Source organism: Flavihumibacter petaseus NBRC 106054 (genome assembly GCF_000974785.1).
GTDB lineage: Bacteria > Bacteroidota > Bacteroidia > Chitinophagales > Chitinophagaceae > Flavihumibacter > Flavihumibacter petaseus.
Map to the genome: position 1 here is coordinate 768647 of NZ_BBWV01000002.1, position 25842 is coordinate 794488.

The window sequence follows — 25842 nt, forward strand, 5'->3', positions numbered from 1 at the left end:
GAAGGCATCCTCTTTTCCAAAAAAATGCAATTTGTAAAACTGAGTGAAATGAGCCACCAGGCTATGATTAATAGTCGTATGTGTGGTAGCCGGTTACAATACGATTTGTACCAGATCAGGAATGCTCCAGGAGGAGTAACGTATACCTGGTCTGCATTCGCACAATAACCGTATACAACCGCATAGATTGGTGAAATGCAGTCTGGTGGCTCATTTCACTCGATTTTATGAATTGGCCGTTTTCAAAAAAGCAACTCCCTCCTTCGCTAAAGCTTCGGAGGGCAAAGCCCACTTTCGCTAAAGCTACCGCCTCCGCTAAAGCTGCGGCAGTCAGAGCCGGAGGGCAAAGCCAAACTCCAAACCCCAAACCCACCTTCGCTGAAGCTTCTGCCTGCGCTCCGCTCCGGCAGACAAAGCTGGTGGGCCCTCCTTCGCTAAAGCTACCGCCTCCGCTAAAGCTGCGGCAGTCAGAGCCGGAGGGCAAAGCACAAAAAAGAGCCCCGGCAACGCCGGGGCTCAACTCTTCATTATGTTTCCGTTTATCAGTTCACTCACCCTCTCGGGTTCCAACTTCTAAACTTCTAAACAACTAAACTCCTAAACATTAAAACGCTTTCTTCACATCCCCCTTCTTCTCCTGTGCTTTCTGCATGGGCGTAATGCCGGTGCTTTGTCCGCGGGTGTTTTGTTTCAGCTTGTAGAGCTGGAACTTGCTGGGTTCGGCGATGGTTCCCCAGGTGTTGTTGCTTTCATTGATGTCAGCAGTTTCACGCATGGGATCGAGTTTGATGCTCTTCACTTCCTTGTCTTTCGCATATACCTTGGTCACTTTGCCTTCGTTCTTGCGCCAGATCTGGGCAGGAATGCGGTCAACTTCAGTAGTGCCGTCCGTATAGGTGAACTCAACGATGATCGGCATCACGAGTCCGCCCTTGTTGCTGAAGGTCAGTTCGTAAATATGCTTGTCTTTGAATTTCGCCTGTACCGCGTCGTCGGCCTTCTGTGTATTGGTCACAGCAGGAACTTCGTAAGTGGCAGTGTCGATGGGCTCGAGACCGCGGGCATAACGCCAGTAGAAATCGCGCAGGGTAGTGTCGGCATCAGTTGCGAACACGATGCTCTTGTCTTCCTTGTTGCGGATCTTGCTGATGTCTTCAAAAGTATTCACCTGGGGCTTCGCCAGCTTGATCTTATTCATGCCGTTCACCGGCTGGTTACCGTTGGTGGGCTCACCAAATTCCGGGCGAAGGTAGCGAACCGTATCGATGGCGATGTCCGTAGCATCTGTGCTGTAGAACCAGCCTCTCCAGAACCAGTCGAGGTCTTCACCGCTGGCATCTTCCAGGGTGCGGAACAGGTCAGCCGGTTGCGGATGTTTGAATGCCCAGCGGCGGCTGTACTCTTTAAAAGCATAGTCGAACAGTTCGCGGCCCATGATGGTTTCGCGGAGGATGTTCAGGCCGGTTGCCGGCTTGCTGTAGGCATTGGGACCGAACTGGATGATGTTCTCGCTGTTGGTCATGATCGGCTCCAGCTGGTCTTTCGGCAGCTTCATGTAGTCGGCGATATAGGCAGCAGGACCGCGGCGGGTGGGGAATTTATTGTCCCACAGTTCTTCGGTCAGGTACTCCACGAAAGTGTTCAGGCCTTCGTCCATCCAGCTCCACTGGCGTTCGTCGCTGTTCACGATCATCGGGAAGAAGTTGTGACCCACTTCATGGATGATCACACCCAGCATACCGTACTTGGTGCCCTCGCTGTAAGTGCCATCGGGAGCAGTACGGCCATAGTTGAAGCAGATCATCGGGTATTCCATACCGTTAGCCGCCTCGATGCTCTGGGCAACGGGGTAGGGGTAGGGTACAGAGAATTTGCTGTAGGTCTTGATGGTATGCGCTACTGCTTTGGAGGAGTAGGGGCGGTACAGGCCATAAGCTTCTTTACTATAGAAACTCATGCACATTACTTTTTTGCCTTCCACGTTCGCAGGGATCGCATCCCAGATAAAGCGGCGGGAAGAAGTCCACGCGAAGTCCCGCACATTATCGGCTTTGTAGATCCAGGTCTTCTTGGTTTTAGACTTGGTCTTCTCTGCTTTTTTCGCTTCGTCGAGTGTAACGATCTCGGTTACATCTTTTGCCGTCTGTGCTTTCTGCCAGCGGCTCATTTGTGTAGGCGTAAGCACAGCAGCATAGTTGATACACTCGCCGGTAGAACCGACCATGTGATCGGAAGGAACGGTCATCGCAACTTTGAAATTGCCGAAAGTGAGGGCGAATTCTCCGCGGCCGGTGAACTGGTGGTTCTGCCAGCCCTGGAAATCGCTGTATACGCAAAGGCGGGGATACCATTGGGCAATCGTGAAGAGGTAGTTTCCATCTTCAGCGAAATACTCATAACCACCACGGCCGCCTTCTTTCATGCGATCGGAAATCTTGTAGTTCCAGTCGCACTTGAACACGAATTTTTGTCCGGGTTTCAGTGCCGCAGGAAGCTCTACGCGCATCATGGTTTTGTTGACGGTGTATTTCAGTTCTTTACCGAGCGCGTCGGTCAGTTTGACGATGTTGACACCGAAATCGTTTTTCTTTTCTTCGTAACGGTCCATCTGAATGTCAACGGTCTGTTTGCCGATGCTGGACGCGTCCTGGTAGTTGGCGTTCTTTTCGCTGCTGTGTTCGTTTTCGTCCAGCTGCAACCAGAGGTAGGTCAATACATCCGGGCTGTTGTTGAAGTAGGTAACGGTTTCAGAACCGGTCAGGCGCAGTTTTTCTTCATCAAGTTCGCACTTGATGTCATAGTCCGCGCGCTGTTGCCAGTATTTCGGTCCGGGAGCACCACTGGCGGTACGGTACTCATTGGGCGTTGGGAGGATTGTTCCCAGCTGTTCAAACTTGTTCCCGTGATTCGAACCGGGATTGTTCTTGATGTCCTGGGAGTAAGCCGTTCCGGCAAAGAGCCCCAGACATGCAAAGAGGAGTTTTCTCATTTGTATATGCTGTTGATGAAAGGGATACATCTTTTTGGGGGAACCGTTCCACTGCCCATTTAAGGGAAAACAGCAGAATCAGGGAAGATAAAATGCTTACCCACCAGCGCCCCGGAACCTTCAAAAGGTCCACGAATATAAAGGATAGCACCAAAACCACCGCCACTACCAGCAATTGGGCTACTTCGATGCCAAGGTTAAATGCCAGCAAGTGCAGGGTCAGTCCCTCTTTGCCTTCCAGGTCGAGCAGGAGATTGGCATAGGCGAGTCCATGGATCATGCCGAAGAACAGGGCGAAGAAGTAAATGAGCGGCAGGCGGGGGGCGTTTTTGCCTTCTTTATGGAAAATATTGTTGACGGCAGTGCCGGCAATTGTTAAAGGTATCAGGAATTCTATCCATTTTACCGGAACAAAGAGATTTCCGCTGACACTGAGCACGAGGGTGATGCTGTGTCCGATGGTGAAGGCAGTCACCAGGATCGCAACTTTTTTCCAGTCCTTCCATCCGTACCGTAAACATAGTGCGGTTACGAATAATATGTGATCCAGTGCGTCCCAGGTGAGGATATGCTCCATCCCGAGGCGGAAGTAAAGGTTAAAATCTTGCATACTTTATGAAGCTGTCAAAATAAAACAGAGTTTTGGGCTGGAAAAAAATATTTGGTCAATGGTCACTGGATTATTTAAATGGTTGACAGTAGCAATGGTTTCCGTTGTGCATCCCTTTTTTGTGAGTGTTTCCGAGGTGCAGCACAATGCAAAGGACAAAACCCTGGAAGTAAGTATTAAACTTTTTATTGATGACTTCGAAAAGGCTTTGTCAGCAGGCCGTGAAACCGCGGTGGACCTCAGTGCACCGAAAGACCAGGCCAAGGCCAATGAGCTAGTTTTTCATTACCTGCAGCAGCATTTCAAAATAAAAGTGAATGGCCAGCCGGTGACCCTTGAATTTGTCGGTTACGAAAAAGAAAAAGAAGCCGCCTGGTGTTATGTACAGGTGACCAACGTCCCCAACGTCCAAAAACTCGAGATCGCCAATTCACTGCTCTACGACGCTTTCGACAAACAGATCAACATCATGCACGTAACGGTGAACGGTGAACGAAAAAGTACGAAGGTGGGCTACCCGGAGCAGAATGCGGCGTTTAGCTGGTAACAGACGGGGTTCTTTCTGTTTATAAGTTTAGATGTATGGTAGTTTAGTAGTTCTATGTCGCTGAACAGGTTGCTGTTTGTTTATTTGCTGAACTATGCTGTAAAACAGCTGCCGAACGATTGAAGATAACAGTAATCCTGCGCCCTGAATTACGAACGATTAACCCTTACTCAACTAATTTCAATGAGGACCAACTTCTAAACAACTAAACTTCCAAACAACTAGACAACTCAGTCCTCCTCATCCATCTTCTCCCTGATATCATCCGATATCGCCACTAAGATCTTGTCAATCCTCAAACTGTCCATATCGATGATCTCGAAGCGGAAGCCTTTCCATTCGAGGGTGTCGCCGGTCATAGGGATTCTTTCGAGTTTGTGCAGGATAAAGCCCGCGAGGGTATTGAATTCCTGTTCGCCCTCGTTCATCCAGTCGGTCATGCCGAAGCGGCTGAGGAAGTCGTAAAAGGGGATCTGTCCGTCGACAAGGTAAGTACCATCATCACGTTTGTTGATGGCATAATCTTCGAGATCAGGCTGAGGCAGGTCGCCGACGATAGCTTCCAGGATATCGTTGAGGGTGATCATGCCCTGAACCGAGCCGTATTCGTCAACGATAAAGCAGGAGTGGAGCTGTCCTTCCTTGAAGCGCTCCAGTACCCGGTAGGCGGTATTGTTTTCCGGCACAAACATCGCCGGCTTCATGATATGCTTAAACAGGGTGAGGTCGTTGGTAATGTAGAGGTCCTTGATGGAAACAACGCCTTTGATATTGTCGATATCGCCGTCGCAGATGGGATAGATGGAATGCGGTTCCATCACGATTTTCTCCTTGATGCTGACTTCATTGTCGTTGATGTCGAACCAGATGATGTCACTCCGGTGCGTCATCAGGGAAGAGATGCTCCGGTCGCCGAGGTGAAACACCCGTTCGATGATCTCCTGCTCGGCTTCCTCGATCGTGCCCTGTTCGGTGCCTTCGCTGATGATGGCTTTGATTTCTTCTTCTGTTACCTGCGTATCGTTTTTGCGGATGTTGAACACTTTTGCGAGCAGGTTGGTGGAAATGCCCAGCAGCCAGATAAAGGGATACGTGACCTTGCTGAGCAGGTTCATCGGTCCGGCTACCAGTTTGGCAATCACTTCCGGTTTGCTGAGGCCAAGCCTTTTGGGCAGCAGTTCTCCCAGCACGAGGCTGAGATAGGTGATGAATACTACCACTACGCCGGTGCCGATGCCTTTGGAATATTTGGCCAGCAACGGGATCTGGTTGAAAAATGCGGAAACATTCTCGGTAAGTGCCTCGCCGGAATAAATACCGGTCAGGATCCCGATCAGGGTAATGCCGATCTGCACGGTGCTCAGGAAAGTGTCGGGATGGCTGGCCAGGTTCAGCGCTTCGCGGGCTCTCGCATCACCCCGGGAGGCCTGGGCTTCCAGGCGGGCTTTGCGGGCCGAGACCAATGCGATCTCTGCCATGGAAAACACACCGTTTAACAGTATGAGTCCCAGTATTATAAGAATTTCCGTCATTATTGTAAAGGGCCGAAATTTTTGTTGAAGATAATACTCATTCCGTATCCGAGACCAATTCCCAGGAGGGCTCCGGCAGTGATATCAATAGGGTAATGCACGCCTACATAAACCTGGGCAAAACTGACCAGGCCTGCCAGTACAAATAAAATCTTAGACCAGGGCTTCAGCCATTGTCCTATGGTAAGGTAGGTGAAAGTGGCAAAACCAAAATGGTTCGTGGCATGGGAAGAGGTGAAACTGCTGCTGCCGGGGCAGTAGCGGATGAAGATCCGGATCTGGTCGGCAATTTCCGGGTCGCGGCAGGGGCGGAGCCGCATGATGTTGTTTTTGATCAGGTTGCTGCTCACCTGGTCGGTGAGCGACAGGCAGACGATGGCACCCACGATCCAGATCCAGCCTCTTTTGCCGAAATTCAGCGGCGCCAGCACCAGGAAAAAGAGGTACATGGGCAGCCAGAAATAGGTTTCCCGTATATGCTGGAAGATGGTATCCAGTACAGGATTACTCCAGTCGCGGTTAATGGTAACCGCCAGATTTTTGTCAATGCTGATAATCCTGTCTATTAAGTCCATGCGCTTCGCGATGTGGCAAAAATATAAATAATCCCGACTTTTGCCGTTATGGCTAAAATTCCCCGGACAATTCGATGGGTTTTCCTGATCAGTTTGTTGCTTTTGGTACTGATGAGCGCTGCCCGCCTGGGCACCTGGCTCACCTTTCGGTTGCCGGTTACCGGTAGTGGCGGCGCACCCGGAACGGGAAGGGCTTTCTGGCTCGGTTTCCGTTATGATGCCAGGATCGTCGGCGCCATCGCACTGGTCACGGCGCTGATCACAGCGCTACCCGTAGCGGATCCTTTCCGGAATCCCCGGGCCCTGAAGGGCTGGACCTGGTTTTACAGCATCATCGCCCTCGCGCTGGTGGTTTTTTATGCCGTCGATTTCCTGCATTTCCGGTACCTCAACCAGCGGTTGAATGCCAGCGCACTCAGCTTTCTGCAGGATGCCGCCATTTCAGCAAAGATGGTATGGCAAACCTACCCGGTGATTCGCATACTCCTGGCTGTTATTGTACTCACCTGGGGAATCGTTTGGATGATCCGGTATTTTTACCGCAGCATCAAAAAAAGTGACTACCGGTATAACCGTCCTGTGCGGGTGATCGGGTATATCGGCGGGTTTCTTGTACTGGCCGTGGCCTTGTTCGGCAGGGTGGGACAATACCCGCTGCGGTGGAGCGATGCCTTCAACCTCGGCAGTGATTTCAACGCCAATATTGCCTTGAATCCCATCCAGTCTTTTGCCAGTTCTTTCAAATTCCGCGGCTCCGGTTACGATGCGAAAAAAATGGCGGACGTATACCCGGAAATGGCAGCCTATCTCGGGGTGGAACATCCGGATCCGGCCACCCTGAATTTCCGGCGGAACGTATTGCCGGATACCATAGCCAACTGGCAGGGTGCCACCACGCCGAATGTGGTACTCGTCATCTGTGAAAGTTTCAGTGCCTATAAAAGTTCCATGTGGGGCAGTCCCCTGAACACGACACCCTATTTCGCGGGCATGTGTAAGGAAGGATTATTCTTCGACAATTGCTTTACGCCGCTGATCGGCACCGCGAAGGGCGTTTGGGCGACAGTGACGGGCATACCGGATGTGGAACTGGTGAAGACCGCGAGCCGTAATCCGTTGATGGTGGACCAGGCTACGATCCTGAATGAGTTCAAGGATCATGAGCGCTATTATTTCCTGGGCGGCAGCACGAGCTGGGCAAATATCCGGGGGATCCTGACCAACAATATCCACAACCTGCATTTGTATGAAGAGGGGGATTACGATGTGCCGCGGGTGGACGTATGGGGTATCAGTGACAAAAATCTTTTCCTGCAGGCGGATAAAATTCTCAGCAAGGAACAGAAACCCTTTTTTGCAATTATCCAGACGGCAGACAACCACCGGCCTTACACCATCCCGGAAGAAGACAGGGCAGCAGTAGGACTCGTGAACTTTCCCAAAGACACCCTGAACCGTTATGGTTTTGAGAACAACGATGAACTGAATGCCTTCCGGTATACGGACTACTGTTTCAAAACTTTTATGGAGAAAGCAAAGGCCTCTCCATATTTCAACAACACCTTATTTGTTTTCATCGGCGACCATGGTATTGCCGGCAACGGGGGACCATTATTTCCGCCGGCATGGACGGAAAACGGGCTCACGGCGAATCATGTACCGTTGTTGTTTTATGCACCGGGAAAAATCCCGGTGGCGCGGCTGCATGATGTGGCGTCACAGGTGGACGTACTGCCTACTATTGCCGGTATCGCCAATATACCCTATCGCAACAGCGCCCTGGGCCGCGACCTGATGGCGCGGCATGCGGCGGATTCCGGCAGCAGCAACCGTGCCTTCATTTTGGAGTATAACAATAAGCGGCTGGGGATGATCTTCAACAACTGGTACTTCACCCGGCCGATCCAGGGTGGGAAACCCGTAATGGCCTGGGCAGATTTTGCACAACCTGATCCCAAAACAACGCAATCGTTTGAACCATACGACTGGTGGTCAAAGGCTTATTACGAAACGGCCAGGTACCTCTTATTGAACAATAAGAAAAAAGAATAATCCCTTACTTCACTCCGGGGAATCTCTTATTTTTGACGCTATAAACCTCTTGAGACTGTGGCATTGATCAAAAGCATATCCGGCATTCGTGGAACCATCGGCGGAACACCTGGTGAAAACTTGACTCCCATTGACATCGTTCGTTTTGCAGCAGCTTACGGCACCATGCTGACGGCCTCCAACAAGGCGGCAACAGTAGTGATCGGAAGGGACGGCCGCATTTCCGGCGAAATGGTGAATCACCTGGTAGCCCAGACACTGATCGGTCTCGGGATCAAAGTGGTTGACCTTGGCTTGTCCACCACCCCAACGGTAGAAATGGCGGTGGTTTGGGAAAAAGCAGATGGCGGTATTATCCTGACAGCGAGTCATAATCCCAAAGAATGGAACGCATTGAAACTGCTGAACAGTGCCGGTGAATTTATTTCTGCGGAAGCAGGAGCCCAGGTGCTGGATCTTGCATCGCGTGATGCTTTCGCATTTGTGCCGGTGGATAAACTCGGTACCTATACTTTGAACGATAGCTATCTTGGCAAACATATCGATGCAGTGGTGAATCATCCGCTGGTGGATGCTGCTGCGATCAGGGCGAAAAACCTGAAAATTGTGGTGGATGCCGTGAATTCTACCGGCGCCATCGCCGTGCCTGCTTTGCTGAAGGCACTCGGTGTGGAGGAAGTCAGTGTATTGAACGGGGAGGTGAACGGAAGATTTGCCCACAATCCCGAGCCATTGCCGGAGAACCTTGTCGGGCTCAGTGCAGAGGTGAAAAAAAGCGGTGCTTCACTGGGGATTGCTGTTGACCCGGATGTGGATCGTTTGTGTTTTGTAAATGAAGACGGCAGCATGTTTGGTGAAGAATTCACCCTGGTGGCAGTTGCAGATTATGTGCTGCAGCATCGTCCCGGGAACACCGTATCCAATATGTCTTCCACCAAGGCACTCAAAGAAATCACGCTGAAACATGGCGGTGAGTATTTCCCTTCTGCCGTCGGTGAAGTGAATGTGGTGAAGAAGATGAAGGAGTCCAACGCTGTGATCGGAGGTGAAGGCAATGGCGGAATTATCGTGCCTGATCTGCATTATGGTCGTGATGCCCTGATCGGTATCGGGCTTTTCCTCAGCGCGCTGGCCAGGCACAAGAACGGGATCAAGAGTTTCCGTTCCCGTTATCCCGATTATTTCATTTCCAAGAATAAGATCGAGCTGGAAAAGAGCATCGATGTAAAAGAGATCTTCGAAAAGATCCAGACGAAATACAAGAAACATCCCGTGAATACGGAAGATGGCCTGAAGATCGAATTCGACAACGACTGGGTGCACCTGCGGACCTCCAATACGGAGCCGATCATCCGGATCTATGCCGAGAGCAATTTTGAAACCACGGCGAACAATATCGCCCTCCGCCTGATGCAGGATATCAAGGAGTTCATGTAAAAGTTACCGGTGTCGGATAATTTTCTGAAATTTGCGGCGGTTCCAAAATAACAGCTGTGAACAGGATTTATTTTGACAATGCCGCCACGACGGCTCTTGACCCCCGGGTACTGGAGGCGATGATGCCCTACCTGACTGAAAAATTCGGAAATCCTTCGTCTATCTATTCCTATGGCCGGGAGAGCCGTCTCGCTATAGAGAATGCGCGGAAATCGGTGGCGAAGATCCTGAACGCCCATCCTGCGGAGATCTTTTTTACTTCAGGCGGTACCGAAAGCAGCAATACGGCCATTGCGGCCGCCCTGCACAACCTGGGTTGCCGGCACATCATCAGTTCGCCGATTGAACACCACGCTACATCCCATACCGTGGAGTACTACCATCGCCGGGAAGGAGTAGCGCTCAGCTGGGTAAAACTGCTGCCGGATGGCCATATCGACCTGGAAGACCTGGAACGCCTGCTGGCGGCCAGCAAGGATCGAACATTGGTAAGCCTGATGCATGCGAACAACGAGATCGGCAACCTGCTCGATCTGCATGCAGTCGGAAATATCTGCAAAAAATATAATGCCATTTTCCATTCCGATACGGTACAGACCGTGGGGCATTACCCGTTTGACCTCCGGAATACACCGGTGCATTTCATTACCGGTGCGGGACATAAATTTCATGGTCCCAAGGGGGTGGGCATCCTGTACGTGAATGAAAATGTACAGATCCAGCCGTTGCTGCACGGTGGTGCCCAGGAAAGGAATATGCGCGCGGGTACGGAAAACCTGTATGGGATCGTGGGCTTCGCCAAAGCACTGGAACTGGCCATGGCCAGTCACGCTGAAGATGCTGCTTACATCAGGGAGCTGAAACAATACATGGCGGATCAGCTGAAAGAGAAGGTCGGCCATGTCGAATTCAATGGTGATGCATTCGGTCGCTCCCTGTATACGGTACTGAACGTTTCATTCCCGAAATCCGAAAAGTCTGAAATGATCCTGTTCAATATGGACATCAACGGGATCTGCGCCAGCGGTGGCAGCGCCTGTACCAGTGGTGCCGACCTCGGCTCGCATGTGATCCGGGAAGTCAACAGCAATCCCAACCAGGTAGCCGTGCGGTTTTCCTTCTGCCGCCAGAATACAAAAGAAGAGATCGATGCTGTAGTGGAGAAACTGAACGGAATGCTTTAGAGGTCGTTCCTTACCGTGAAGCCTACCGGAACAAGCAATTCACCCGGATCATACATGTTGAGGTAGAGGATCACCGGTTGATCCTGGCCCGCCCAGGTGATCACGTAAATGTCAAGCAACCCGGTGCCGACCGTTTCATTGCCCAGTTTCATGCCGTATTTGGATTTGAAATGGCAGCAGCTTCCCCTGCGCTCATAACTGATCTGCTCGCCGTGGGGACCCAACAGGGCATTCAGGTAACGTCTTTCATTCGATGGGCCTTCGCCCGATGTTTTACTGCCGACTTTAATCGGATTTTCTTTCGAATAGCCGTAGGTAGTATCCGTCGATAGTGAATCGTACACAAAAGCATTCCCTGAAATCGTGTATTTGCCGGGTTTTGGCGTAGTGCCTGAGGTTGATTTTTTAGCGCTGCTGCAGGAAGTGGTGGTGATTACTGTGAGTGAGGCGAACAACAACAGCGTAGTGCTGCGGAGTTTGGAAAATTTCATACAATGAGGTTTAACTTGTAACGGTAAAATAACATACAGGCCGAACACTTGCAAGCGCATTGCCTGCATTTAGACATCCCTTAACGATCAGGCTCCCGAGGTGTCGATATAATGGCGTGGTGCACCCGGTTCCCCTGTGTTGCGCTGCATCCGGTAGTTGGTGTAATAATAGGAGAAAGAGATGCCCAATGCCAGTATAACGAGGAGGATCAAACGCGTTTGAAACCTTCTTATATTGGCCAGTACAAAAAAATAATAGGCACCCAGCACCAACAAGGGAATAACCAGGAACACGATGCCCAGGAAGGGATTGAATCCATTGACAAAAGCAGTTACGGTGATATGCAGTACTACAGCCATGTCAGTATCAGCGCAATGTTGGTATGTCTGGTCATCGGGGTTTGTCGGCTTAGGGAGCCTGAATATAGTGTCTTTATGACACATGCTCAAGCATTGCGACCAACCGGGTGCTTATGTCGACAAAACAGATCAGTCCGCTTTTTCATACCGGATCATAACGCTTCCCGCTACCAGGTCATGAATGGCACGCCGCTGGTGATTGGTATACATGGTGAGAAAGGAGATCCAGCCCAGCGAAAGCTTGATGACGTACCGGATGAATGCCTGCAGGAAATTGATCCTTTTTTCGGGATGATTGACATCGCGTACCCGTATCCCTTTCAGGTAATTGCCGGCGGTACAGCCCAGACTGGTACAGAGGGGCTCGTATACTGCCCATAAGCCGAAAAACAGCGCGATCCTGATCCAGTCAGGGGTATTCTCGTACCGCTCCAGCAAAATACTTTCTGTATTCCAGTTATGCAAGTGGAATCGGCGGATTGTTACCGGGCAAGTTCCTTAATGTCCGGAACTTCCAGGATCGGGCTGTGATATCCTTTGGAGACGGCATGGATCATGGCCAATCCCACTTCCTGCAGTGTGCAGGTAAAACCCGGACTGATCAGGGCAAACAGGGGATATAGCGTCAGGAAGACCCGGAAAACGGATTTGACATTTTGTTGTCCGGGTACCGGCTTCATTAGTCCCGGCCTGAAATTGTACGTTGCTTTAAACGGCAACCGCTGGAGGGCATTTTCGGTTTTACCCTTGACCCGGGCCCACATGGTGCGTCCCTTTTCACTGCTGTCGGTATGTTTTCCGGAAACATAGGTGAACACCATTTCCGGCTGGAGTGATGCCAGCTTCCCCGCAAAGGTCAGCGTCAGGTCATAGGTCAGCGCGTGATATTTTGCTTCATCCATCCCTACCGAACTGACCCCGGCGCAAAAGAAACAGGCATCATAACCCTTAACCTGTTCGCTGACGGATTCCAGCCGGGTGAAATCTGCCAGCAACAGTTCTTTGAGCCTGGGATGCTGGCGGTTCAGCGGACGCCGGTTGATGACGAGCACATCGGTTACAGCCGGGTGTTCAAGGCAAACCAGCAGGACACCTTCACCCACCATTCCCGTGGTGCCGGTAATGATAACTTTCATATAGTGGTAACTGATGAGCCAGAAAAAAGTTTATTGTTCCTGCCGGATTGTCCGCGTAAGATGGTCAAACAGTTCCTGTGTCCTTTGTTTTACAATGGCCAGGAATTGAGCTGAATCGATCAATGATTGCATGGTGCCACCTCCGGAATATTCCTCTTTGCTTACAATACCGATCAGTTTGAATTCTGCATCGCGGAAAGCCAGCCAGGCTTTCTGTGCCTGAACAAGGGTGTTCTTATCATCACCTTTCAAAATCGCCATTAATTTTTTGTAGTACTTGTTTAACAGCACATCATATTGTTGCCTCGCCTCATATCCTGCATTTACCATACCGGCAGTGCTGTAATCAATTTCAATCGTGGCAGCAAATAAACGCTCGATCCGCATCGTATCTACAATATATTCCCTTTGCTCCGGGGACCAGTCTTCCGCTTTCAGCCTGGCTTTCGTGAGCTCAATATCCTGGTTGACCCTGGTTTCAATTTGTTTCAGTTTCTGCGGTGTGATCTCTACGGGTGCCTGGCTGAAACCACGCATGGTGCAACACAGCAACAGGATAAGGGTGATTTGTTTCATAGGAAACAAATATAATCACAGGAATATTACTTCACCCGTCTGCAGGTTGTAATAAGCGCCGATGATCCTGATTTCGCCTTTTGTTTCCATTTCTTTCAGAATGGGACTTTTTGCCCGGATGGTTTCGATCGTGTTGGTGACGTTTGCCTTGGCAACCTGCTCTACAAACGCATCGTTTTTGGAGGACTTTTCACCGGCAAAACCAGCCGACAGTTTTACCGCCGGCGCGATCTTCGTGAGCATGGCTGTGATATTGCCCAGTTTCACATTGTCGATCGCTGCCTTTACAGCACCACAGGACTCATGCGCCAGCACAAGGATCAGCTTCGCACCAGACACCTTACAGCCGAATTCCATACTCCCGAGAATATCTTCATTCACAAAATTGCCGGCGACCCGGGCAACAAACATATCCCCGATACCTTTGTCAAACACGTCTTCTACCGGAATGCGACTGTCCAGGCAGGAAAGCACTACCGCTTTCGGATACTGCCCCAGCACCGCTTTGCGCACCATGGTGGAATGATCACGCGCCGTGAGATCGTTGCGCACGAAACGTTCGTTACCTTCTTTCAGCGAAGCGATCACCTGGTCGGGAGTTAGCGCCTGCTGTTCTTCTGCAGTCAGCACTTTTTCCCGCCGCGGGGTGGGCAATGCGACCGGCTGGGCTGAATCCGCTGCAGCAGGAGCAACAGTTGCGTTGGTCGCTTCGGTACCCGTTCCGGCCTGTCCACAGGAAAGCAACAGCAGCCAGGCACCGGCCGCAACGCTGGTTAGATTGATTCGCTTCATGCACATGATTTTTGGGTGTGTAAAAATTAAGGATTTCGGCTGATGTATGTATGATAAAAATCATTTATTTATCTTTCCCGGTCATGAACAAGTTTACCTGCAATAGATTTTTGCGGATTCCTTCCCTGGTATTGTTGCTAACGCTCCTTTACTCCGGCAGGAGTGATGCCCAGTCGGTCGCAGACGGCACCTGGCGAAAAGATAGCGTCTACCTGATCCGGGACAGTGTACTGATCCCTACCCGTAGCGGTCATTCCATTTCGCTGATGGTGGTTCGCAGGGAAGGAGCGGCGGACAAGCTACCGGCCATTCTATTTTATACGACCTATTACCAGGGGCCCGGCGATGCGATCTTCGGCAAGCGCTCAGCAGACAGGGATTATGCCGGCATTGTGGCCTATGCCCGGGGTATCCGGACAGACATCAGCGCGTATGCGCCGTATGAGCATGAACCGGTTGATGTGTACGATATCATCGACTGGATCAGCAAACAAGACTGGTGCGACGGGCGGGTGGCGATGTTTGGCGGCAGTTATACCGGGTATGCGCAATGGGCGGTGATGCGGCAGCGGCACCCGGCGCTGAAAACGATCGTACCTCAGGTAGCGGTGATGCCGGGTTTCGATACGCCTTATGAGAACAATGTGCAAACGAACAATATCCTTGCCTGGCCCAATGACAATATTTACAAACGGCCGCCATTGCGGCGGAGTCTGCCTTTTGAATGGTATGAAAAGGGAATTGCCTTCGCCAGGATGGACAGTCTCGCTGGTGAAGCCAATCCCATCTTCCGAAACTGGCTGGCGCATCCTGCTTATGACAATTACTGGCAGCAGTTGGTTCCCGACGCCGCTGCCTATGCGAAAATTGATATTCCCATCCTCAGTACGACCGGTTATTATGATGGCGCACAGATCGGCGCCCTGCAATACGTTCGGCAGCATTACCGGAATAATCCTGCCGCGGAACACTATCTCGTTATCGGCCCATGGGACCATTGGGGCGCACAGCGGCGGGCAGCTCCCACGCTGATGGGCTATGCGATCGATTCGGTCGCACGCATCAGCCTGATGGAACTGGCCTACCAGTGGATCGACTATGTGATCAAGGGAAAACCGCGGCCGGCGTTGTTGCAGGACAGGATCAATTTTCAGCCAATGGGAACCAACCAGTGGAAACATGCTGCTTCACTGGAAGCACTCAGCAGGGATTCATTGCAATTCTGGTTGTCGGATGGAAATCTGGTTTCTAAACTGCCGCGGAAAGCTGCCTTCAGCCGCCAGGTAGTGGATATGAAAGACCGGAAAACGGAGAACAACTTTTTTACACCGGAAATCATTTTCGACAGTCTCGATGCCAGCAACGGGATCTTATTCCAGTCATCACCTTTTGAACGGGAAGTTACGCTATGCGGTTCTTTTGGCGGACAGATCCAGCTGACCACCAATAAGCGTGATGCCGATATTTCTCTTGCGCTGTATGAGCTGCAGGCCGATGGCCGGTATTTCTTTTTAACGCGCTATGTTGGAAGAGCCAGTTATGCGCGGGACCGGACGCGCCGGCAGCTGCTCGATCCTGGCCAGTCTGTGTTGTTGCCGATTGGAGCAACACGGTTTGTCAGCAAGCGCATCGGAAAGGGGAGTTGCCTGGTGGTGTTGCTGAATACGAACAAACATCCTTTCGAGATCATCAATTACGGATCGGGTAAAGCAGTGGCGGATGAGTCCATCGGTGATGCGGGTGTGCCGATGGAGTTGCAGTGGGGAAACCGGAGTTATATCAGCTTACCGGTTTGCCGGTAGTGACAACGGTTCTTTCAGGTAACGCAGTATATACTCCCGGATAGTGTCCTGTTGCTGCGGGTTGCCGGCATCGCTCATGTTGTTGTGCGGCATGTCGGTTAATGGCTGGATGATGATTCCAAATTCTTTTGCTTCAGCTGGTGTGGGCAGCACGTCTTCATCTGCAGGAAAGTCGCTCGAGCGGAGCGAATATACCCTTGGGGTTTTGGTGCGGGGCAGTGCCATCCTGCGGTTGTCGAGGGTGATGATGCGGCTGACGGTGCCGGGATACAGCACCGGATATAATGCCGTCATATCGCCGCCGTTGGAATGGCCGATCAGGGTGACCTGCGAAAAATCCAGTTCAGAATGATCCCGTTTCAGGGTTAATAAAACAAAGTGGATATTCTCAACGCCCCTTTCCCAGAACGGCCGGCGAACCACCTGGGGGGGGCCCGCTGAGGGGATGAGGTCATCGGTGGGCAGTTCGTGCTGGATGCTGACCACAACATATCCCTGTCGGGCAAGAAAACTGTTCAGAAAACTATAACGCAAATAATCACCACCCTGGTTGGCGCCATAGCCGTGGCTGAAAATTACGAGGGGAAGGAGTTTGGAGTTTGAGTGGTTTGAGGTTTGAGGTTGGTCTTTTGGATTGTAGATCGCGATCGGGATGCGACGCTGACGGGATGTATCAAATAAGGATAGCGTATCTGCCTGGGCTTTCGCCTGAAGTGTGCAACAAAGCAGGAACAGTATGTAGAAGAATTTTCTGCGTTGAGCATATAAGTGTGCTTTCATGTATTATATTGACAAATATTGCGCAATGCCGGCCGGAATTACTTTGTAATTGGTCTTGTCGGCGGTATGTACCGTTCCAGTAAAGCCAGCAGGATCTTTTTGTTGAGTTTGTCCAGAAGGAAGACCGCTGCAAGGAACCCACACCAAAACAACAAAGTTAATATGCTTCGGGGCAAGCCAATACCAAGAGACGTTAGAATCAATCCGGCTGCTCCGATATAAAATAAAATTAAAAATGATAAGTTGACACCAGCTGTTGCTTTCAGCAAAAAATGATGGTCCCCAATTTCTGCAGTGACTGATAATTTTCCCCCTTTTGCTGACAGACTGGTTGGAAAGCCATATCGCTTTGTATAGAATTGCCAGTGACCCGGAATTGCCTGCTTTTCACCCCAAAGACTAAACTTTGACGAACTGTACCGCGTAGTGATTATTTCATCCAGCATATTACTGATCTCGGTTGACCGGGTCAACGGGTATTTGTATGTTTTTGTAACGCTTTGAAAAAGCAATAGGGTTTTCATCGTTAAAATTTCAGGCCTCCAGTATAGTCAGATACGGTTTTCCTGTGGTCAGTTTAATCCTGGCTTTCCGGGGAATGATCTCTGGGTGAATAAAGACGATCAACAGGATGAGACCGGGGATGCCTGCATAGGCGACGGTATCTCCCCACACACTTACAAAGTTGTCAATCTTTGCTTCAGACGGATGTTCCTTGGGATAGATCACCGGTATGACCTCACCACGGTCGAAGAACATATTGCTGCTCCCGTTGAACCAGACGGAGTCTTTCCCGTCAAAAAACCTGATCACCGAATAAACACTCATGATCTGTCCCGACTGTGATTTGCCGATATAATGCATCACGCCATTTGTTCTTTCAACACTGTTCAGCCAAATTAGCTTTTGCACCAGGAACGGTGATGCCAATAAAAGAAATGAACAAAACAGGAATGTAGAACGGCTGAGGATCATGACGGTTAAAATAATACTTTAAGCCTTCAGCTTTTGTTAATTTTAATCATCGCTTCCTGCAATAATTCGTCAATAAGTGTGGTTTCCGGATTTAATTCTTTGGCTTTCTGAAAAAAGGCAAGTGCTTCGGTTATTTGATTTTGTTCAAGGTAATAAATGCCCAGGTTGCGGTAACAATAGGCGTTCTTGTCATCGAGATCCATTGAACGTCGTATGTCAGCCAGGCCCTGGTCTATTTCACCGAGTTTGATCCTTGTCAGCCCTCTGTTGTTATAAGCGTATGCGAATTCCGGATCGCATTCGAGAGCGCGGTTAAAAAGTGGCAGGGCTTCTTCAAACTTCTCCAGGCCCAACAGTTCAAATCCCAGGTTATTCAGGGCGAATGTATGGTTCGGGTTGATCTTTAATGCCTTTCGGTACAATTCAAGTGCAGCTTCAGTATTCCACTTCCTTGTTTTTGCTATTGCCAGGTTGTAAAAATCGTTAGCGGTAAGGAGTTCTTTCTTTGCCAACTGTTCCAGAAGATCAGCAGCTTCTTCTACGCGTCCGGCCAAAAGATAGGTTTCTGCCGCAAAGCGGACAGCAGCCGGGTTGGACCTGTATTTTGGTGTCAGTTGATCCAGCCTTTCCGCCGCGACAGCATATTGTTTTTCATTCCGGATCTTTTCAATTTCAAGTATATCGACAGGGATTCGTTTTGCTGAAATCAGCCATTTCAACTGGAAACCGTCAGAATAACAGATCGGATCAGAGGGGACGCCTGTATATTGTTTGGTTGGAAGAATGCTCCAGAAAAAATCTATAATTGCGGATGCGGCAAAAATCAGCAGGAACATTTGAAAGGTTTGCGATGATGCTGAATAAAATGCTGTCACCATGGCGGCAATGGCGACTACCAAAGAAATTGCAGGACCGCCACCTGCGATTATCATTTTCTGGCTGAACGTAGTGCCGATGTGGTTGAACCTGCACAACCCTGACAGCCAGGTAAAGGGAACCGGATTTAGCCTGAAAAACAGTCTACCGAAGCTGAAATTTACCGTGTCGGATTGTTTGCCGGAACAACCGATAAAGATTTCAACCGATTGTCCGGTGAAAGTCATTGCAGGAATCGCGTGACCCAATTCATGCACCAAAACGGAAAAAAGTCTTCCCGCCAGGCATGCAATCAGAAGGGTTAGTAGGAAAAGCATCTCAGGAATAAACTTCGGTTATGGTTTGGCGGAACAGGTCATTTAGAATTTCAGTTTCCAGAGACCTGACCGGATGTAGTGACTTTACGTAATCCCGAAAGAAACTGATCTTCTCCTCGAGGAAGTCGTTTAATAAAGTTATCCTCGGCTCAGTACTGAGCTCTTCGCCGGATTTTTTCCGTACAAGCAACTGGTCGATTTCTTTCCTGATAACAGGCTCTTCCACATGATTGTCGAACAATACCTGGAATTCCACAGGTGGGGGTGTGTTGTTCTTCAGGATCCATTCACAGGCAAGGATCGGCCGCAAAACATAAAAGTATTTTTTCACGCGCACCATATCCGTTTGCAAGTAGTTGCGATAGTTGCCTTCCGCCATATGCAGGTAATGGTAGAGGCATTTGGCGGGACTGAAATACTGTTTCGTCGGTTCGCGGAGCCGCTCTGCCGTGGACCAGGGTTCACGGTAGACAATGGGGCTGCGCAGCCACTCCAGCAACGGTGGATTGGAAGTCCGGAACAGTTTCAGGGCCTTACGGAGTTCCCAGCCGGAGAGGTCGACATCATTCGGAAGGATCTCTTCAAGGTTATCTTTTTTGTCGTCAATCTGCAGGTACCAGTCCCGAGGATGAACATAGATAAAGCGTACATCCCAGTCGCTGTTGGTGGAAGCAAAACCCCAGGCGCGGCTGCCACTTTCCACGGCATAAAGGATTTTGATATTGTGTTCAGCTTCGAGCTTGTCAAGTTCTGCTGAAATAGTCATGCGCATGGGCGCTGTGATTGCCTGTATGTCCATAATGTTTATTTACAGCGATAGTGCAGCTGCACCAGTCCTTTCTCAAAATATCGGGTGGAGATCAGTTCCATGTTCTGCTCGGGGCGGCCATCCTTAAACAACCGGATGCCATCACCCACCAGGATGGGAATGATCGATACGACGATCTCATCGATCAGTTTTTGCTGCAGCAGCAGGTCGACGATCTCTGCTCCGCCATCGCAGAAAATGTTTTTACCATCTGCGGCCTTCAGTTGTTCGATCAGTGATTTGATATCGCCGGTGTAAAAAATGATATTGTCAGCAGCCGGCTGCGGCGTCCGGGTAATGATATAATTGGATTTATCAGCATGAACATAGTCGGGTACGTGCCGGGTGATCCAGTCGTAGGTTTTACGGCCCATGATCACCGTATCCACTGTTTTAATGAATTCACCATAGCCGTAATCTTCGCCTTCTTTTTCTACAACAGATAGAAAACCCAGGTCGTCACCAGGTTTGGCGATATAGCCATCAAGGCTTGCGGCAATATAAAGGATAAGTTTTCTTTTCATGGCTGGTTATTAATAACTGCTTTAAGGAGCCTTGTGTTCTCAAAAATCTTTGTAGCGAAAATCCAGTTCGCGGCAAAGGGCAATGATAGCTTTTTTCCCTTTATCGGAAAAACCGTCTTAGCTCGTTTGCTTTCAGGAAGACGGTGTTCCGGGGCAGGCCGGGTGGTGGGGTCGGCGTTTCAGATAACCGTGAAGAGTCTTTAATTGGCAGAGGTTCTTTTTCAACAGGCGTGTGTGGCTGGAAGCAGCACGATGATAGTATCGCCAGCAGGAAAGAAATGGATATTGAAGTTGCCCTGAACATGGATCGTCTTAACTATAATCTGGTATCGGCGGTAAGTGTCTTTGGGTCAATGTCGAAATGAGAAGTAAATGCGTTGATAAGAAAAGGAGTCACCTCCCGTGGGTTATAAGACGCCGGATCGCGTCTTGCAGTTCGGTAGTTATGCCAGGCGAAGTGCCGGGCGAGCGCGCCCACAGTTTCCATTTGAAATAGTTTCGCCATTTTTACTGAAAGCCAGATCGCAGAAAAATTAATTAGAAGGCAGGATACTGCCAGTTTCCAGGAAATGAAAAAGAGCGTAAGGGAGCAAACGGTCGTTATCAACCAGGTTAGTGCAAGCCGGTCGGTTATGCTCAGGTTAATTAACCTGAGCCCTAACAGGGTATTGATTTTTTTTACAATTGATTGACGGCGGCGGACAGGGATCAGGTCTTCCAGCCTGGTTGCCGGCAGAATGTTTTCCCTGGGAATCTGGCAGGCAAATGCAATGGCATTGCGCACTTTATAGAAAGCCTGTTGGGGGTACAGTCACTGGCCTTTGCTCCCTCAAGATTTGTTTCAAAAAATAAGCACAGTTCCCCGAAAGTAGAAACACGTACTGCAGCCAATGCGTCTGTATTTATCCCGAATGATGTTGCCAGGTGAACCACCAGGTCACTGATGTCTTCGGGGTCAATGTCGGATAAAGTATAGTTGTCAGCCATGTTATTGGTCCGTCTTGTCAGCGAAAATTACTACTATGATAATCAAAATTGCAATTCCAATGAAATAGTCACTGTCCCGCTCATTCGCTTTGAACCATGTTGTAAACTTTTCCCTTCGCCCGGAAATGAGCCAGCGGACAATTGCCACCGGCCATGCCAGCAGGATCTGAAAAATGGTTCCGAAAATTACTTCTGCTAAAAAGTTAAACATGGTGGTGGCTATGTTGATCGTTCGGTTTTATGTTTATTTTAGAACAAACCTTTTACTGTGGAACTAATCTTAATACTAATCTTATTTCTCGGCCTGAATGCCGGTGTTGCTTACTTCCTTGTAAAACAGTTCGTCCGGATTCCGGTGGACAAGCCCGGCCGTGGTGCCTGGATGATCGCTTCTTTTGCCATTGCATTTTTATTACTTACGGCATTGACAGGTTATCTTATCGTTTCCAACCTGCGGTTTGAAAGATAGTACCGCCTGCGGACAATGATCTCCGCTACTGCCAGGTTGATGATCAGGGCCGCCCATGCGTCAAAAATATAAATGTCATCATAAGACCAGTTGGTGTAGCGGCTCATCACGAATTTGCAGAGCCGCAAAGTCAGCGCCGTCAGGGTGAGCGCATAACTGCGTGTCATGAAATCGCGGTGCAGGGTAACTGATCCCTTCCTGATCCAGTAGATGCCACCGATGGTAAAATACACCCAAAGCAAATCGAGCAGGATAAATGCTATCTTTCCGGGAAGATGGCCATTGGCATAGATCCCCATGACCAGGGCCACAGGAAAATTGATCAAAATGATGTTGGCCGCATAGATGCGCCCCAGCCAGCGGTGCCATTGCATACGAAATTGCCGGGCAGGTAAAAATTGCGTGAATCCTGCCGCGAGACAAAGGAAACAGGTGAATACATGGATATAGAAAGCAATCCTCCAGAACGCATTGGAAATCACCTCCTGCTTGAAAGCAAGAAATCCAGCCGTCGTAGAAAAGGACGCGTATTGCCAGATGGTTAGCACCATGCCGGTGAATGCCACATACAGGAGGACCAGCGCCGCCAGCCGGATCTGTGCAGGTATGTTTTTAGTCAGCACCGGAAGATTTTTTAACCGCAATGATGATTCCGGACGCCCAGTTCAGCCTGGTCAGCAAGAGGTCGGTTCTTGTATCGAGATAATCCATTAACTGCCGTGCTTTTGCTGCATGTCCTTCCGGCCAGTTGGGTTGCGGCAGCATGTCGTCAATGAGGTAGAGCCCGCCGTCGTTGAGCAGTTCCAGTACTTCGTCCAGCAATAAATATTTGCCATGCCAGGTGTCGGCGAAGATATAGTCGAATTTTTCGGTGGCATTGGCAGTTATCCAGTCGCCGCCATCCGCAAGCTGTAAACAAAGCCGCGGGTCAGCGGCGAATGTTTCTTTGGCCAGCGCGAGAAAGGCAGGATCGTTGTCGATAGAAACCAGTGTTGATTGTTGATCCATGCCATCGAGGATCCAGGCGGTGGACAATCCCGTGCCGGTGCCCAGTTCCAGGAAGCGCCCTGCTGGTTTGGATGCCGCCAGCGTGCGCAGCAGGGAACAGGTTAAAGGATCTGAAGCCATGGTGAAGCCGGACTGGCTGGTCTTTTCCAGCAAAAGCGCGTAAGTGTCGGGTAGTGTTTGAATCGGTGTGGTTGTCATTTGGGGGTCCATTAGTTGCTTTCGGGCAGCAGTTTTATTGCTTGTTTGTAGCTTGTTTCCTGCTTCTCCTCAGGCTCTTCATTGCTTCCTGGTTGCAACTCTTACGGCCAGGAACCAGACAATAAACTTCAATCAGAAAAATAGCCTAATAATAAAAGCCCCGCAATAGTGCTGCCTATGAAAGTTCTGTTAAAGCGGTGTTGTGTGGCTTCCCGATCAGATTTTGTCCAGCGTTGTTTTGGTCAGTTCGTTCGTGATGTCGCCGGTGTTCAGGGTGGTGGCCGGTTCAAACAGCATAATACACACTTCCTCGTCGGCCACAGGCCGGTGTTCCACACCACGCGGTACAATGATGAATTCATTTTCATGTACTGTTTCCGTCCGATCCCGGAATTCCATCTGCAGCGTGCCGCGGATCACCAGGAAAAGCTCATCTTCCAGTTCATGGTGATGCCACACGAATGGCCCTTTCAGTTTTACCAGCTTCACGTGCTGGCCATTGAGTTCCCCAACGATCTTCGGACTCCAGTGCTCTGAAAAAAGTCCTAATTTTTCATTGATGTTCACTGTTTTCATGGCTGTTTTTGCTAAGTCTTTAAAGCTAATAAATTCTGCTTTGTGGAAGCTGTTTTCCATTTAACCGTGAAACGGCCCGGATATTTTTTACTTCGACGGGTTTTGTCGTCCTTTCAAAAAAAACCAACATGAAAAAGGGAATTTTCACTTTGGCCATCTGCCTGGGAGCATTTGCCTACTCCGGCATGGCACAAACATCCGACGCTGAGGCAGAGGCGCTGGTGAATTTATTGGGTGTGCAGAAACGGGAAGCGATCGCCAAGCTGGTTCCGGTTGCTGCCGCCGATTCTGCAGCATTCTGGAAAATTTATGATGAATACCAGGCGAAAAATAAAGCCAAGGCAAAGGACAGGATCACCCTGTATGAGCAGACAGCCCAGGCCTATACCAACCTGACGCCGGAAAAGGCCGATGCATTGGCCAAGCGTTATTTTGATAATCGTGAGGGACAGGAAAAGGACCTTGCTGAATACTATAAAAAGATAAAGGCGGCCACCAACCCGATCACAGCTTTCGAGTTTTACCAGGCTGAAGTGTACCTTCTGACACAGATCCGCGCCTCCATCATGCAGCAGGTTCCTACCTACAGCGAATTCCAGCGGCTGATCAAAAAATAGACCTAAATCAGTACCGGCCCATGAACCAGTCGTATCCTTCGATACGCCTGTATTCTGCCGGTACTTCTTTTGTTTTTCTGACCACCTTTTCCGGTGACACCTGGCCGTTCGTCGATTAACAGGATTGTTCCCGCCGGTCCCGAATTTTGGCCGTCCTCAAAGCTCACGGTTTCTACTATAATGGCAGTATCCCCCTGCCATTGCCTTTTATAAAGTTTTGCACCTCCCGGATGGCCGTATGTCACACCGCGTACGAGGTGTTCTTCAGGAGAAAAAGTTGGATTAATGAATTTTATGGCCTTGCTGAATGCACTTTCGTCAGCCTGCAACAGGTAGATTGTACTGAATGTCTTCAGGCAGCAACCAGCAGATCCATACCACGAGATCTCTAGATCTTTCAGTCCATCACCATTTATGTCCCTTATCGAATCCCTCAGGAACTCCATCGCATCCTGCTGGTGTGAAAGGACTTTGGTGAAGCCATCTGAATCTGTTTTATGGATGGAAATGCAATGAAACCAGCTGTTGTGCTGCCTTATAATGAGATGGGCTTTATCTTCTGTAAACAAATATCCCTTATTGATAGAAACGTCGATATTGAAATTGCAGGAACGGCCTTCTGCGTAGCTGGTGTCGAACTGAAGTTGTTGAAAGTGGTGCATAGCTATGTCATAAGCGTCCGACAAGCTGCTGTCAAGTAAACTGTTAACGATTTCTTCAGTCAGTTCCTGGTATTGCACACTTGTTTCAGCAGTTGTAGTTTTGTCCTTACTGATTTCCTGTAACCTGTCTGGATTTTTTTTGCGATGTTCCTTTTGCCCACCAGTATACCGGCAACCAATACCCACGATCACTATCAAAAAAAAGCAATCAGCTTTAACATTATTCCTGTTTTGAATAGCCAAGGCTATTGCCGTTAAAAAACCCTTTCATCTGCTCTCCAATGGCGGTTATGGTTTCCAGCACTGCTTCCCGCTGAATGCGCTGCGCCGCTTCATAATTGTCCAGTTCTTCTTTGCTGCGCTGAGATAATACATCCCGCGTTACCATGGTAGAAAATGGCACCAGGCCCGTTCTTACATCCAGCAGGATCAGCTGACTGGTAGCAAATGCCTTGATCTCCGGTTTTGCAAAAGGTTTGTATTTCGAGTAGAGATCGCTGTTGATGGAATATACCAGCACGAGGTCTGCCTGCATCCTTACGGCAGCTTCCCGCAAGGTGGTGAAGCCCGGGTTTTTGGCGATCAGCATGTCAGGTACAGCTGTAACACTAACCACCCGCGGTGACTGCCGTAACTGGAGCACGAACTGGTCGAGGTAGGCCTGCTGCGATTTGATATACTGTTCATCGTTCCAGTAGTACCTTTTTGTTCCACCCGCAGGATCAAGACGCACTACGGCTATCCGTAACTGTTGGGGAAGTTTGTAACTGCCATCCAGGATCTTCTGGATGTTTTCTTCAGAAATGGAAGAGGACCTGTCAGTGAACAGTGATTCAGTGATTGTGGTGTCGGCAACTGGAACGTGGGAATAATTTGCCTGGGGAACTTTCGAGGTGCCACATGCGGTGATGCCTGCCATCAGGCAAAAAAGCAGTAGTGTCCGGTTCATGTTTTTAAGGTTT

General features: G+C 49.8%; 29 protein-coding genes. 7 read left to right on the forward strand and 22 right to left on the reverse strand.

The features are described 5' to 3' along the window. Positions 1 to 604: 604 nt before the first annotated feature. Positions 605 to 2989 (reverse strand): M1 family metallopeptidase, encoded by a 2385-nt coding sequence (locus FPE01S_RS13180; RefSeq protein WP_046369415.1) that lies wholly within the window; start codon positions 2987 to 2989, stop codon positions 605 to 607. Further along, the gene (locus tag FPE01S_RS13185) at positions 2889 to 3599 is read right to left on the reverse strand and encodes a HupE/UreJ family protein (RefSeq protein WP_072053992.1); all 711 of its coding nucleotides are present in this window, start codon (positions 3597 to 3599) and stop codon (positions 2889 to 2891) included. Before FPE01S_RS13185 ends, FPE01S_RS13180 begins: the two co-directional genes overlap by 101 nt. 58 nt (positions 3600 to 3657) lie before the next feature. Between FPE01S_RS13185 and FPE01S_RS13190 the strand changes: the two genes are divergently transcribed. Continuing rightward, positions 3658 to 4146 carry a DUF6702 family protein gene (locus FPE01S_RS13190; protein WP_046369416.1) on the forward strand — a complete coding sequence of 163 codons (489 nt, stop codon included), beginning with the start codon at positions 3658 to 3660 and terminating at the stop codon, positions 4144 to 4146. Positions 4147 to 4376: 230 nt separating this feature from the next. Here the strand turns inward: FPE01S_RS13190 and FPE01S_RS13195 are convergent, their stop codons facing one another. After that, positions 4377 to 5678: a hemolysin family protein gene (locus tag FPE01S_RS13195; protein ID WP_046369417.1), complete on the reverse strand. Its 1302-nt coding sequence runs from the start codon at positions 5676 to 5678 to the stop codon at positions 4377 to 4379. After that, on the reverse strand, positions 5678 to 6253 hold the full coding sequence (locus FPE01S_RS13200) for a phosphatase PAP2 family protein (RefSeq protein ID WP_046369418.1): 576 nt from the start codon (positions 6251 to 6253) through the stop codon (positions 5678 to 5680). The genes FPE01S_RS13195 and FPE01S_RS13200 overlap by 1 nt, the downstream gene beginning before the upstream one ends. 48 nt (positions 6254 to 6301) lie before the next feature. Here FPE01S_RS13200 and FPE01S_RS13205 point away from each other — a divergent pair, with 48 nt between their 5' ends. From FPE01S_RS13205 to FPE01S_RS13215, 3 genes are read left to right on the forward strand one after another with little or no spacing between them, the layout of a single operon-like run. Beyond that, a complete protein-coding gene (locus tag FPE01S_RS13205) occupies positions 6302 to 8305 on the forward strand; it encodes an LTA synthase family protein (RefSeq protein ID WP_046369419.1) in 2004 nt (667 codons plus the stop codon). 57 nt (positions 8306 to 8362) lie between these two features. Further along, the gene (gene glmM / locus FPE01S_RS13210) at positions 8363 to 9742 is read left to right on the forward strand and encodes a phosphoglucosamine mutase (protein WP_046369420.1); all 1380 of its coding nucleotides are present in this window, start codon (positions 8363 to 8365) and stop codon (positions 9740 to 9742) included. A 56-nt stretch (positions 9743 to 9798) separates the two neighbouring features. Beyond that, entirely contained in the window at positions 9799 to 10926 is a 1128-nt protein-coding gene (locus FPE01S_RS13215) for a cysteine desulfurase family protein (protein WP_046369421.1), read from the forward strand. On the opposite strand, the gene FPE01S_RS13220 is transcribed toward FPE01S_RS13215, so the two are convergent. The 6 genes from FPE01S_RS13220 to FPE01S_RS13245 all read right to left on the reverse strand — a co-directional run bounded on the left by FPE01S_RS13220 (position 10923) and on the right by FPE01S_RS13245 (position 14281). After that, positions 10923 to 11417 (reverse strand): hypothetical protein, encoded by a 495-nt coding sequence (locus FPE01S_RS13220; protein WP_046369422.1) that lies wholly within the window; start codon positions 11415 to 11417, stop codon positions 10923 to 10925. The two genes, FPE01S_RS13215 and FPE01S_RS13220, sit on opposite strands and share 4 nt — an antisense overlap. Positions 11418 to 11504: 87 nt before the next feature. After that, positions 11505 to 11777: a hypothetical protein gene (locus FPE01S_RS13225; protein ID WP_046369423.1), complete on the reverse strand. Its 273-nt coding sequence runs from the start codon at positions 11775 to 11777 to the stop codon at positions 11505 to 11507. 129 nt (positions 11778 to 11906) lie between these two features. Continuing rightward, on the reverse strand, positions 11907 to 12242 hold the full coding sequence (locus FPE01S_RS13230; RefSeq protein ID WP_052955764.1) for an RDD family protein: 336 nt from the start codon (positions 12240 to 12242) through the stop codon (positions 11907 to 11909). 17 nt (positions 12243 to 12259) lie between these two features. After that, positions 12260 to 12913, reverse strand: a complete 654-nt coding sequence (locus tag FPE01S_RS13235) for an NAD-dependent epimerase/dehydratase family protein (RefSeq protein WP_046369425.1) — start codon at positions 12911 to 12913, stop codon at positions 12260 to 12262. Between the two features lie 30 nt (positions 12914 to 12943). After that, positions 12944 to 13489, reverse strand: coding sequence for a lysozyme inhibitor LprI family protein (locus FPE01S_RS13240; RefSeq protein WP_046369426.1), 546 nt, complete (start codon positions 13487 to 13489; stop codon positions 12944 to 12946). Between the two features lie 15 nt (positions 13490 to 13504). Then, complete coding sequence (locus FPE01S_RS13245) at positions 13505 to 14281, reverse strand: carbonic anhydrase family protein (protein ID WP_083990253.1); 777 nt, start codon at positions 14279 to 14281, stop codon at positions 13505 to 13507. Positions 14282 to 14364: 83 nt separating this feature from the next. Between FPE01S_RS13245 and FPE01S_RS13250 the strand changes: the two genes are divergently transcribed. Beyond that, positions 14365 to 16083, forward strand: coding sequence for a CocE/NonD family hydrolase (locus tag FPE01S_RS13250; RefSeq protein WP_046369895.1), 1719 nt, complete (start codon positions 14365 to 14367; stop codon positions 16081 to 16083). Here the strand turns inward: FPE01S_RS13250 and FPE01S_RS13255 are convergent. The 7 genes from FPE01S_RS13255 to FPE01S_RS13285 all read right to left on the reverse strand — a co-directional run bounded on the left by FPE01S_RS13255 (position 16066) and on the right by FPE01S_RS13285 (position 21147). Next, positions 16066 to 16863 (reverse strand): alpha/beta hydrolase family protein, encoded by a 798-nt coding sequence (locus FPE01S_RS13255; RefSeq protein ID WP_046369427.1) that lies wholly within the window; start codon positions 16861 to 16863, stop codon positions 16066 to 16068. The two genes, FPE01S_RS13250 and FPE01S_RS13255, sit on opposite strands and share 18 nt — an antisense overlap. A 38-nt stretch (positions 16864 to 16901) precedes the next feature. Beyond that, positions 16902 to 17387, reverse strand: coding sequence for a hypothetical protein (locus tag FPE01S_RS13260; protein ID WP_046369428.1), 486 nt, complete (start codon positions 17385 to 17387; stop codon positions 16902 to 16904). Between the two features lie 10 nt (positions 17388 to 17397). Continuing rightward, the gene (locus FPE01S_RS13265) at positions 17398 to 17775 is read right to left on the reverse strand and encodes a DUF3592 domain-containing protein (RefSeq protein ID WP_157474019.1); all 378 of its coding nucleotides are present in this window, start codon (positions 17773 to 17775) and stop codon (positions 17398 to 17400) included. An 89-nt stretch (positions 17776 to 17864) separates the two neighbouring features. Continuing rightward, positions 17865 to 19031, reverse strand: coding sequence for a tetratricopeptide repeat protein (locus tag FPE01S_RS13270; protein WP_046369430.1), 1167 nt, complete (start codon positions 19029 to 19031; stop codon positions 17865 to 17867). Position 19032: 1 nt separating this feature from the next. Next, the gene (locus FPE01S_RS13275; protein ID WP_217998211.1) at positions 19033 to 19830 is read right to left on the reverse strand and encodes a nucleotidyltransferase domain-containing protein; all 798 of its coding nucleotides are present in this window, start codon (positions 19828 to 19830) and stop codon (positions 19033 to 19035) included. 5 nt (positions 19831 to 19835) lie between these two features. Next, positions 19836 to 20363, reverse strand: a complete 528-nt coding sequence (locus FPE01S_RS13280; RefSeq protein WP_046369431.1) for a dihydrofolate reductase family protein — start codon at positions 20361 to 20363, stop codon at positions 19836 to 19838. A gap of 316 nt (positions 20364 to 20679) precedes the next feature. Continuing rightward, positions 20680 to 21147 (reverse strand): hypothetical protein, encoded by a 468-nt coding sequence (locus tag FPE01S_RS13285; protein WP_046369432.1) that lies wholly within the window; start codon positions 21145 to 21147, stop codon positions 20680 to 20682. 471 nt (positions 21148 to 21618) lie between these two features. Here FPE01S_RS13285 and FPE01S_RS25490 point away from each other — a divergent pair, with 471 nt between their 5' ends. Beyond that, entirely contained in the window at positions 21619 to 21819 is a 201-nt protein-coding gene (locus FPE01S_RS25490) for a hypothetical protein (protein ID WP_046369434.1), read from the forward strand. On the opposite strand, the gene FPE01S_RS13300 is transcribed toward FPE01S_RS25490, so the two are convergent. The 3 genes from FPE01S_RS13300 to FPE01S_RS13310 form a co-directional block, all read right to left on the reverse strand. After that, positions 21783 to 22442, reverse strand: a complete 660-nt coding sequence (locus FPE01S_RS13300; protein ID WP_046369435.1) for a DUF2306 domain-containing protein — start codon at positions 22440 to 22442, stop codon at positions 21783 to 21785. The two genes, FPE01S_RS25490 and FPE01S_RS13300, sit on opposite strands and share 37 nt — an antisense overlap. Continuing rightward, positions 22432 to 23025 (reverse strand): O-methyltransferase, encoded by a 594-nt coding sequence (locus tag FPE01S_RS13305; protein ID WP_046369897.1) that lies wholly within the window; start codon positions 23023 to 23025, stop codon positions 22432 to 22434. The genes FPE01S_RS13300 and FPE01S_RS13305 overlap by 11 nt, the downstream gene beginning before the upstream one ends. Before the next feature lie 216 nt (positions 23026 to 23241). Next, complete coding sequence (locus FPE01S_RS13310; protein ID WP_046369898.1) at positions 23242 to 23601, reverse strand: cupin domain-containing protein; 360 nt, start codon at positions 23599 to 23601, stop codon at positions 23242 to 23244. Positions 23602 to 23729: 128 nt separating this feature from the next. Between FPE01S_RS13310 and FPE01S_RS24930 the strand changes: the two genes are divergently transcribed. Further along, on the forward strand, positions 23730 to 24218 hold the full coding sequence (locus tag FPE01S_RS24930; protein WP_052955766.1) for a hypothetical protein: 489 nt from the start codon (positions 23730 to 23732) through the stop codon (positions 24216 to 24218). A 2-nt stretch (positions 24219 to 24220) separates the two neighbouring features. Here FPE01S_RS24930 and FPE01S_RS13320 read toward each other — a convergent pair whose 3' ends face one another. Together FPE01S_RS13320 and FPE01S_RS13325 are read right to left on the reverse strand one after the other, a co-directional pair. Next, a complete protein-coding gene (locus FPE01S_RS13320) occupies positions 24221 to 25078 on the reverse strand; it encodes a hypothetical protein (protein ID WP_157474020.1) in 858 nt (285 codons plus the stop codon). Positions 25079 to 25100: 22 nt separating this feature from the next. After that, positions 25101 to 25829 carry a hypothetical protein gene (locus tag FPE01S_RS13325; RefSeq protein WP_046369437.1) on the reverse strand — a complete coding sequence of 243 codons (729 nt, stop codon included), beginning with the start codon at positions 25827 to 25829 and terminating at the stop codon, positions 25101 to 25103. Between the last annotated feature and the right edge of the window lie 13 nt (positions 25830 to 25842).

Coding starts and splice junctions, on each gene's coding strand:
- FPE01S_RS13180 (WP_046369415.1), bottom strand. CDS start 2,989: ATGAGAAAACTCCTCTTTGCATGTCTGGGGCTCTTTGCCGGAACGGCT.
- FPE01S_RS13185 (WP_072053992.1), bottom strand. CDS start 3,599: ATGCAAGATTTTAACCTTTACTTCCGCCTCGGGATGGAGCATATCCTC.
- FPE01S_RS13190 (WP_046369416.1), top strand. CDS start 3,658: ATGGTCACTGGATTATTTAAATGGTTGACAGTAGCAATGGTTTCCGTT.
- FPE01S_RS13195 (WP_046369417.1), bottom strand. CDS start 5,678: ATGACGGAAATTCTTATAATACTGGGACTCATACTGTTAAACGGTGTG.
- FPE01S_RS13200 (WP_046369418.1), bottom strand. CDS start 6,253: ATGGACTTAATAGACAGGATTATCAGCATTGACAAAAATCTGGCGGTT.
- FPE01S_RS13205 (WP_046369419.1), top strand. CDS start 6,302: ATGGCTAAAATTCCCCGGACAATTCGATGGGTTTTCCTGATCAGTTTG.
- FPE01S_RS13220 (WP_046369422.1), bottom strand. CDS start 11,417: ATGAAATTTTCCAAACTCCGCAGCACTACGCTGTTGTTGTTCGCCTCA.
- FPE01S_RS13225 (WP_046369423.1), bottom strand. CDS start 11,777: ATGGCTGTAGTACTGCATATCACCGTAACTGCTTTTGTCAATGGATTC.
- FPE01S_RS13235 (WP_046369425.1), bottom strand. CDS start 12,913: ATGAAAGTTATCATTACCGGCACCACGGGAATGGTGGGTGAAGGTGTC.
- FPE01S_RS13240 (WP_046369426.1), bottom strand. CDS start 13,489: ATGAAACAAATCACCCTTATCCTGTTGCTGTGTTGCACCATGCGTGGT.
- FPE01S_RS13245 (WP_083990253.1), bottom strand. CDS start 14,281: ATGAAGCGAATCAATCTAACCAGCGTTGCGGCCGGTGCCTGGCTGCTG.
- FPE01S_RS13250 (WP_046369895.1), top strand. CDS start 14,365: ATGAACAAGTTTACCTGCAATAGATTTTTGCGGATTCCTTCCCTGGTA.
- FPE01S_RS13255 (WP_046369427.1), bottom strand. CDS start 16,863: ATGAAAGCACACTTATATGCTCAACGCAGAAAATTCTTCTACATACTG.
- FPE01S_RS13260 (WP_046369428.1), bottom strand. CDS start 17,387: ATGAAAACCCTATTGCTTTTTCAAAGCGTTACAAAAACATACAAATAC.
- FPE01S_RS13270 (WP_046369430.1), bottom strand. CDS start 19,031: ATGCTTTTCCTACTAACCCTTCTGATTGCATGCCTGGCGGGAAGACTT.
- FPE01S_RS13275 (WP_217998211.1), bottom strand. CDS start 19,830: ATGGACATACAGGCAATCACAGCGCCCATGCGCATGACTATTTCAGCA.
- FPE01S_RS13280 (WP_046369431.1), bottom strand. CDS start 20,363: ATGAAAAGAAAACTTATCCTTTATATTGCCGCAAGCCTTGATGGCTAT.
- FPE01S_RS13305 (WP_046369897.1), bottom strand. CDS start 23,025: ATGACAACCACACCGATTCAAACACTACCCGACACTTACGCGCTTTTG.
- FPE01S_RS13310 (WP_046369898.1), bottom strand. CDS start 23,601: ATGAAAACAGTGAACATCAATGAAAAATTAGGACTTTTTTCAGAGCAC.
- FPE01S_RS24930 (WP_052955766.1), top strand. CDS start 23,730: ATGAAAAAGGGAATTTTCACTTTGGCCATCTGCCTGGGAGCATTTGCC.
- FPE01S_RS13325 (WP_046369437.1), bottom strand. CDS start 25,829: ATGAACCGGACACTACTGCTTTTTTGCCTGATGGCAGGCATCACCGCA.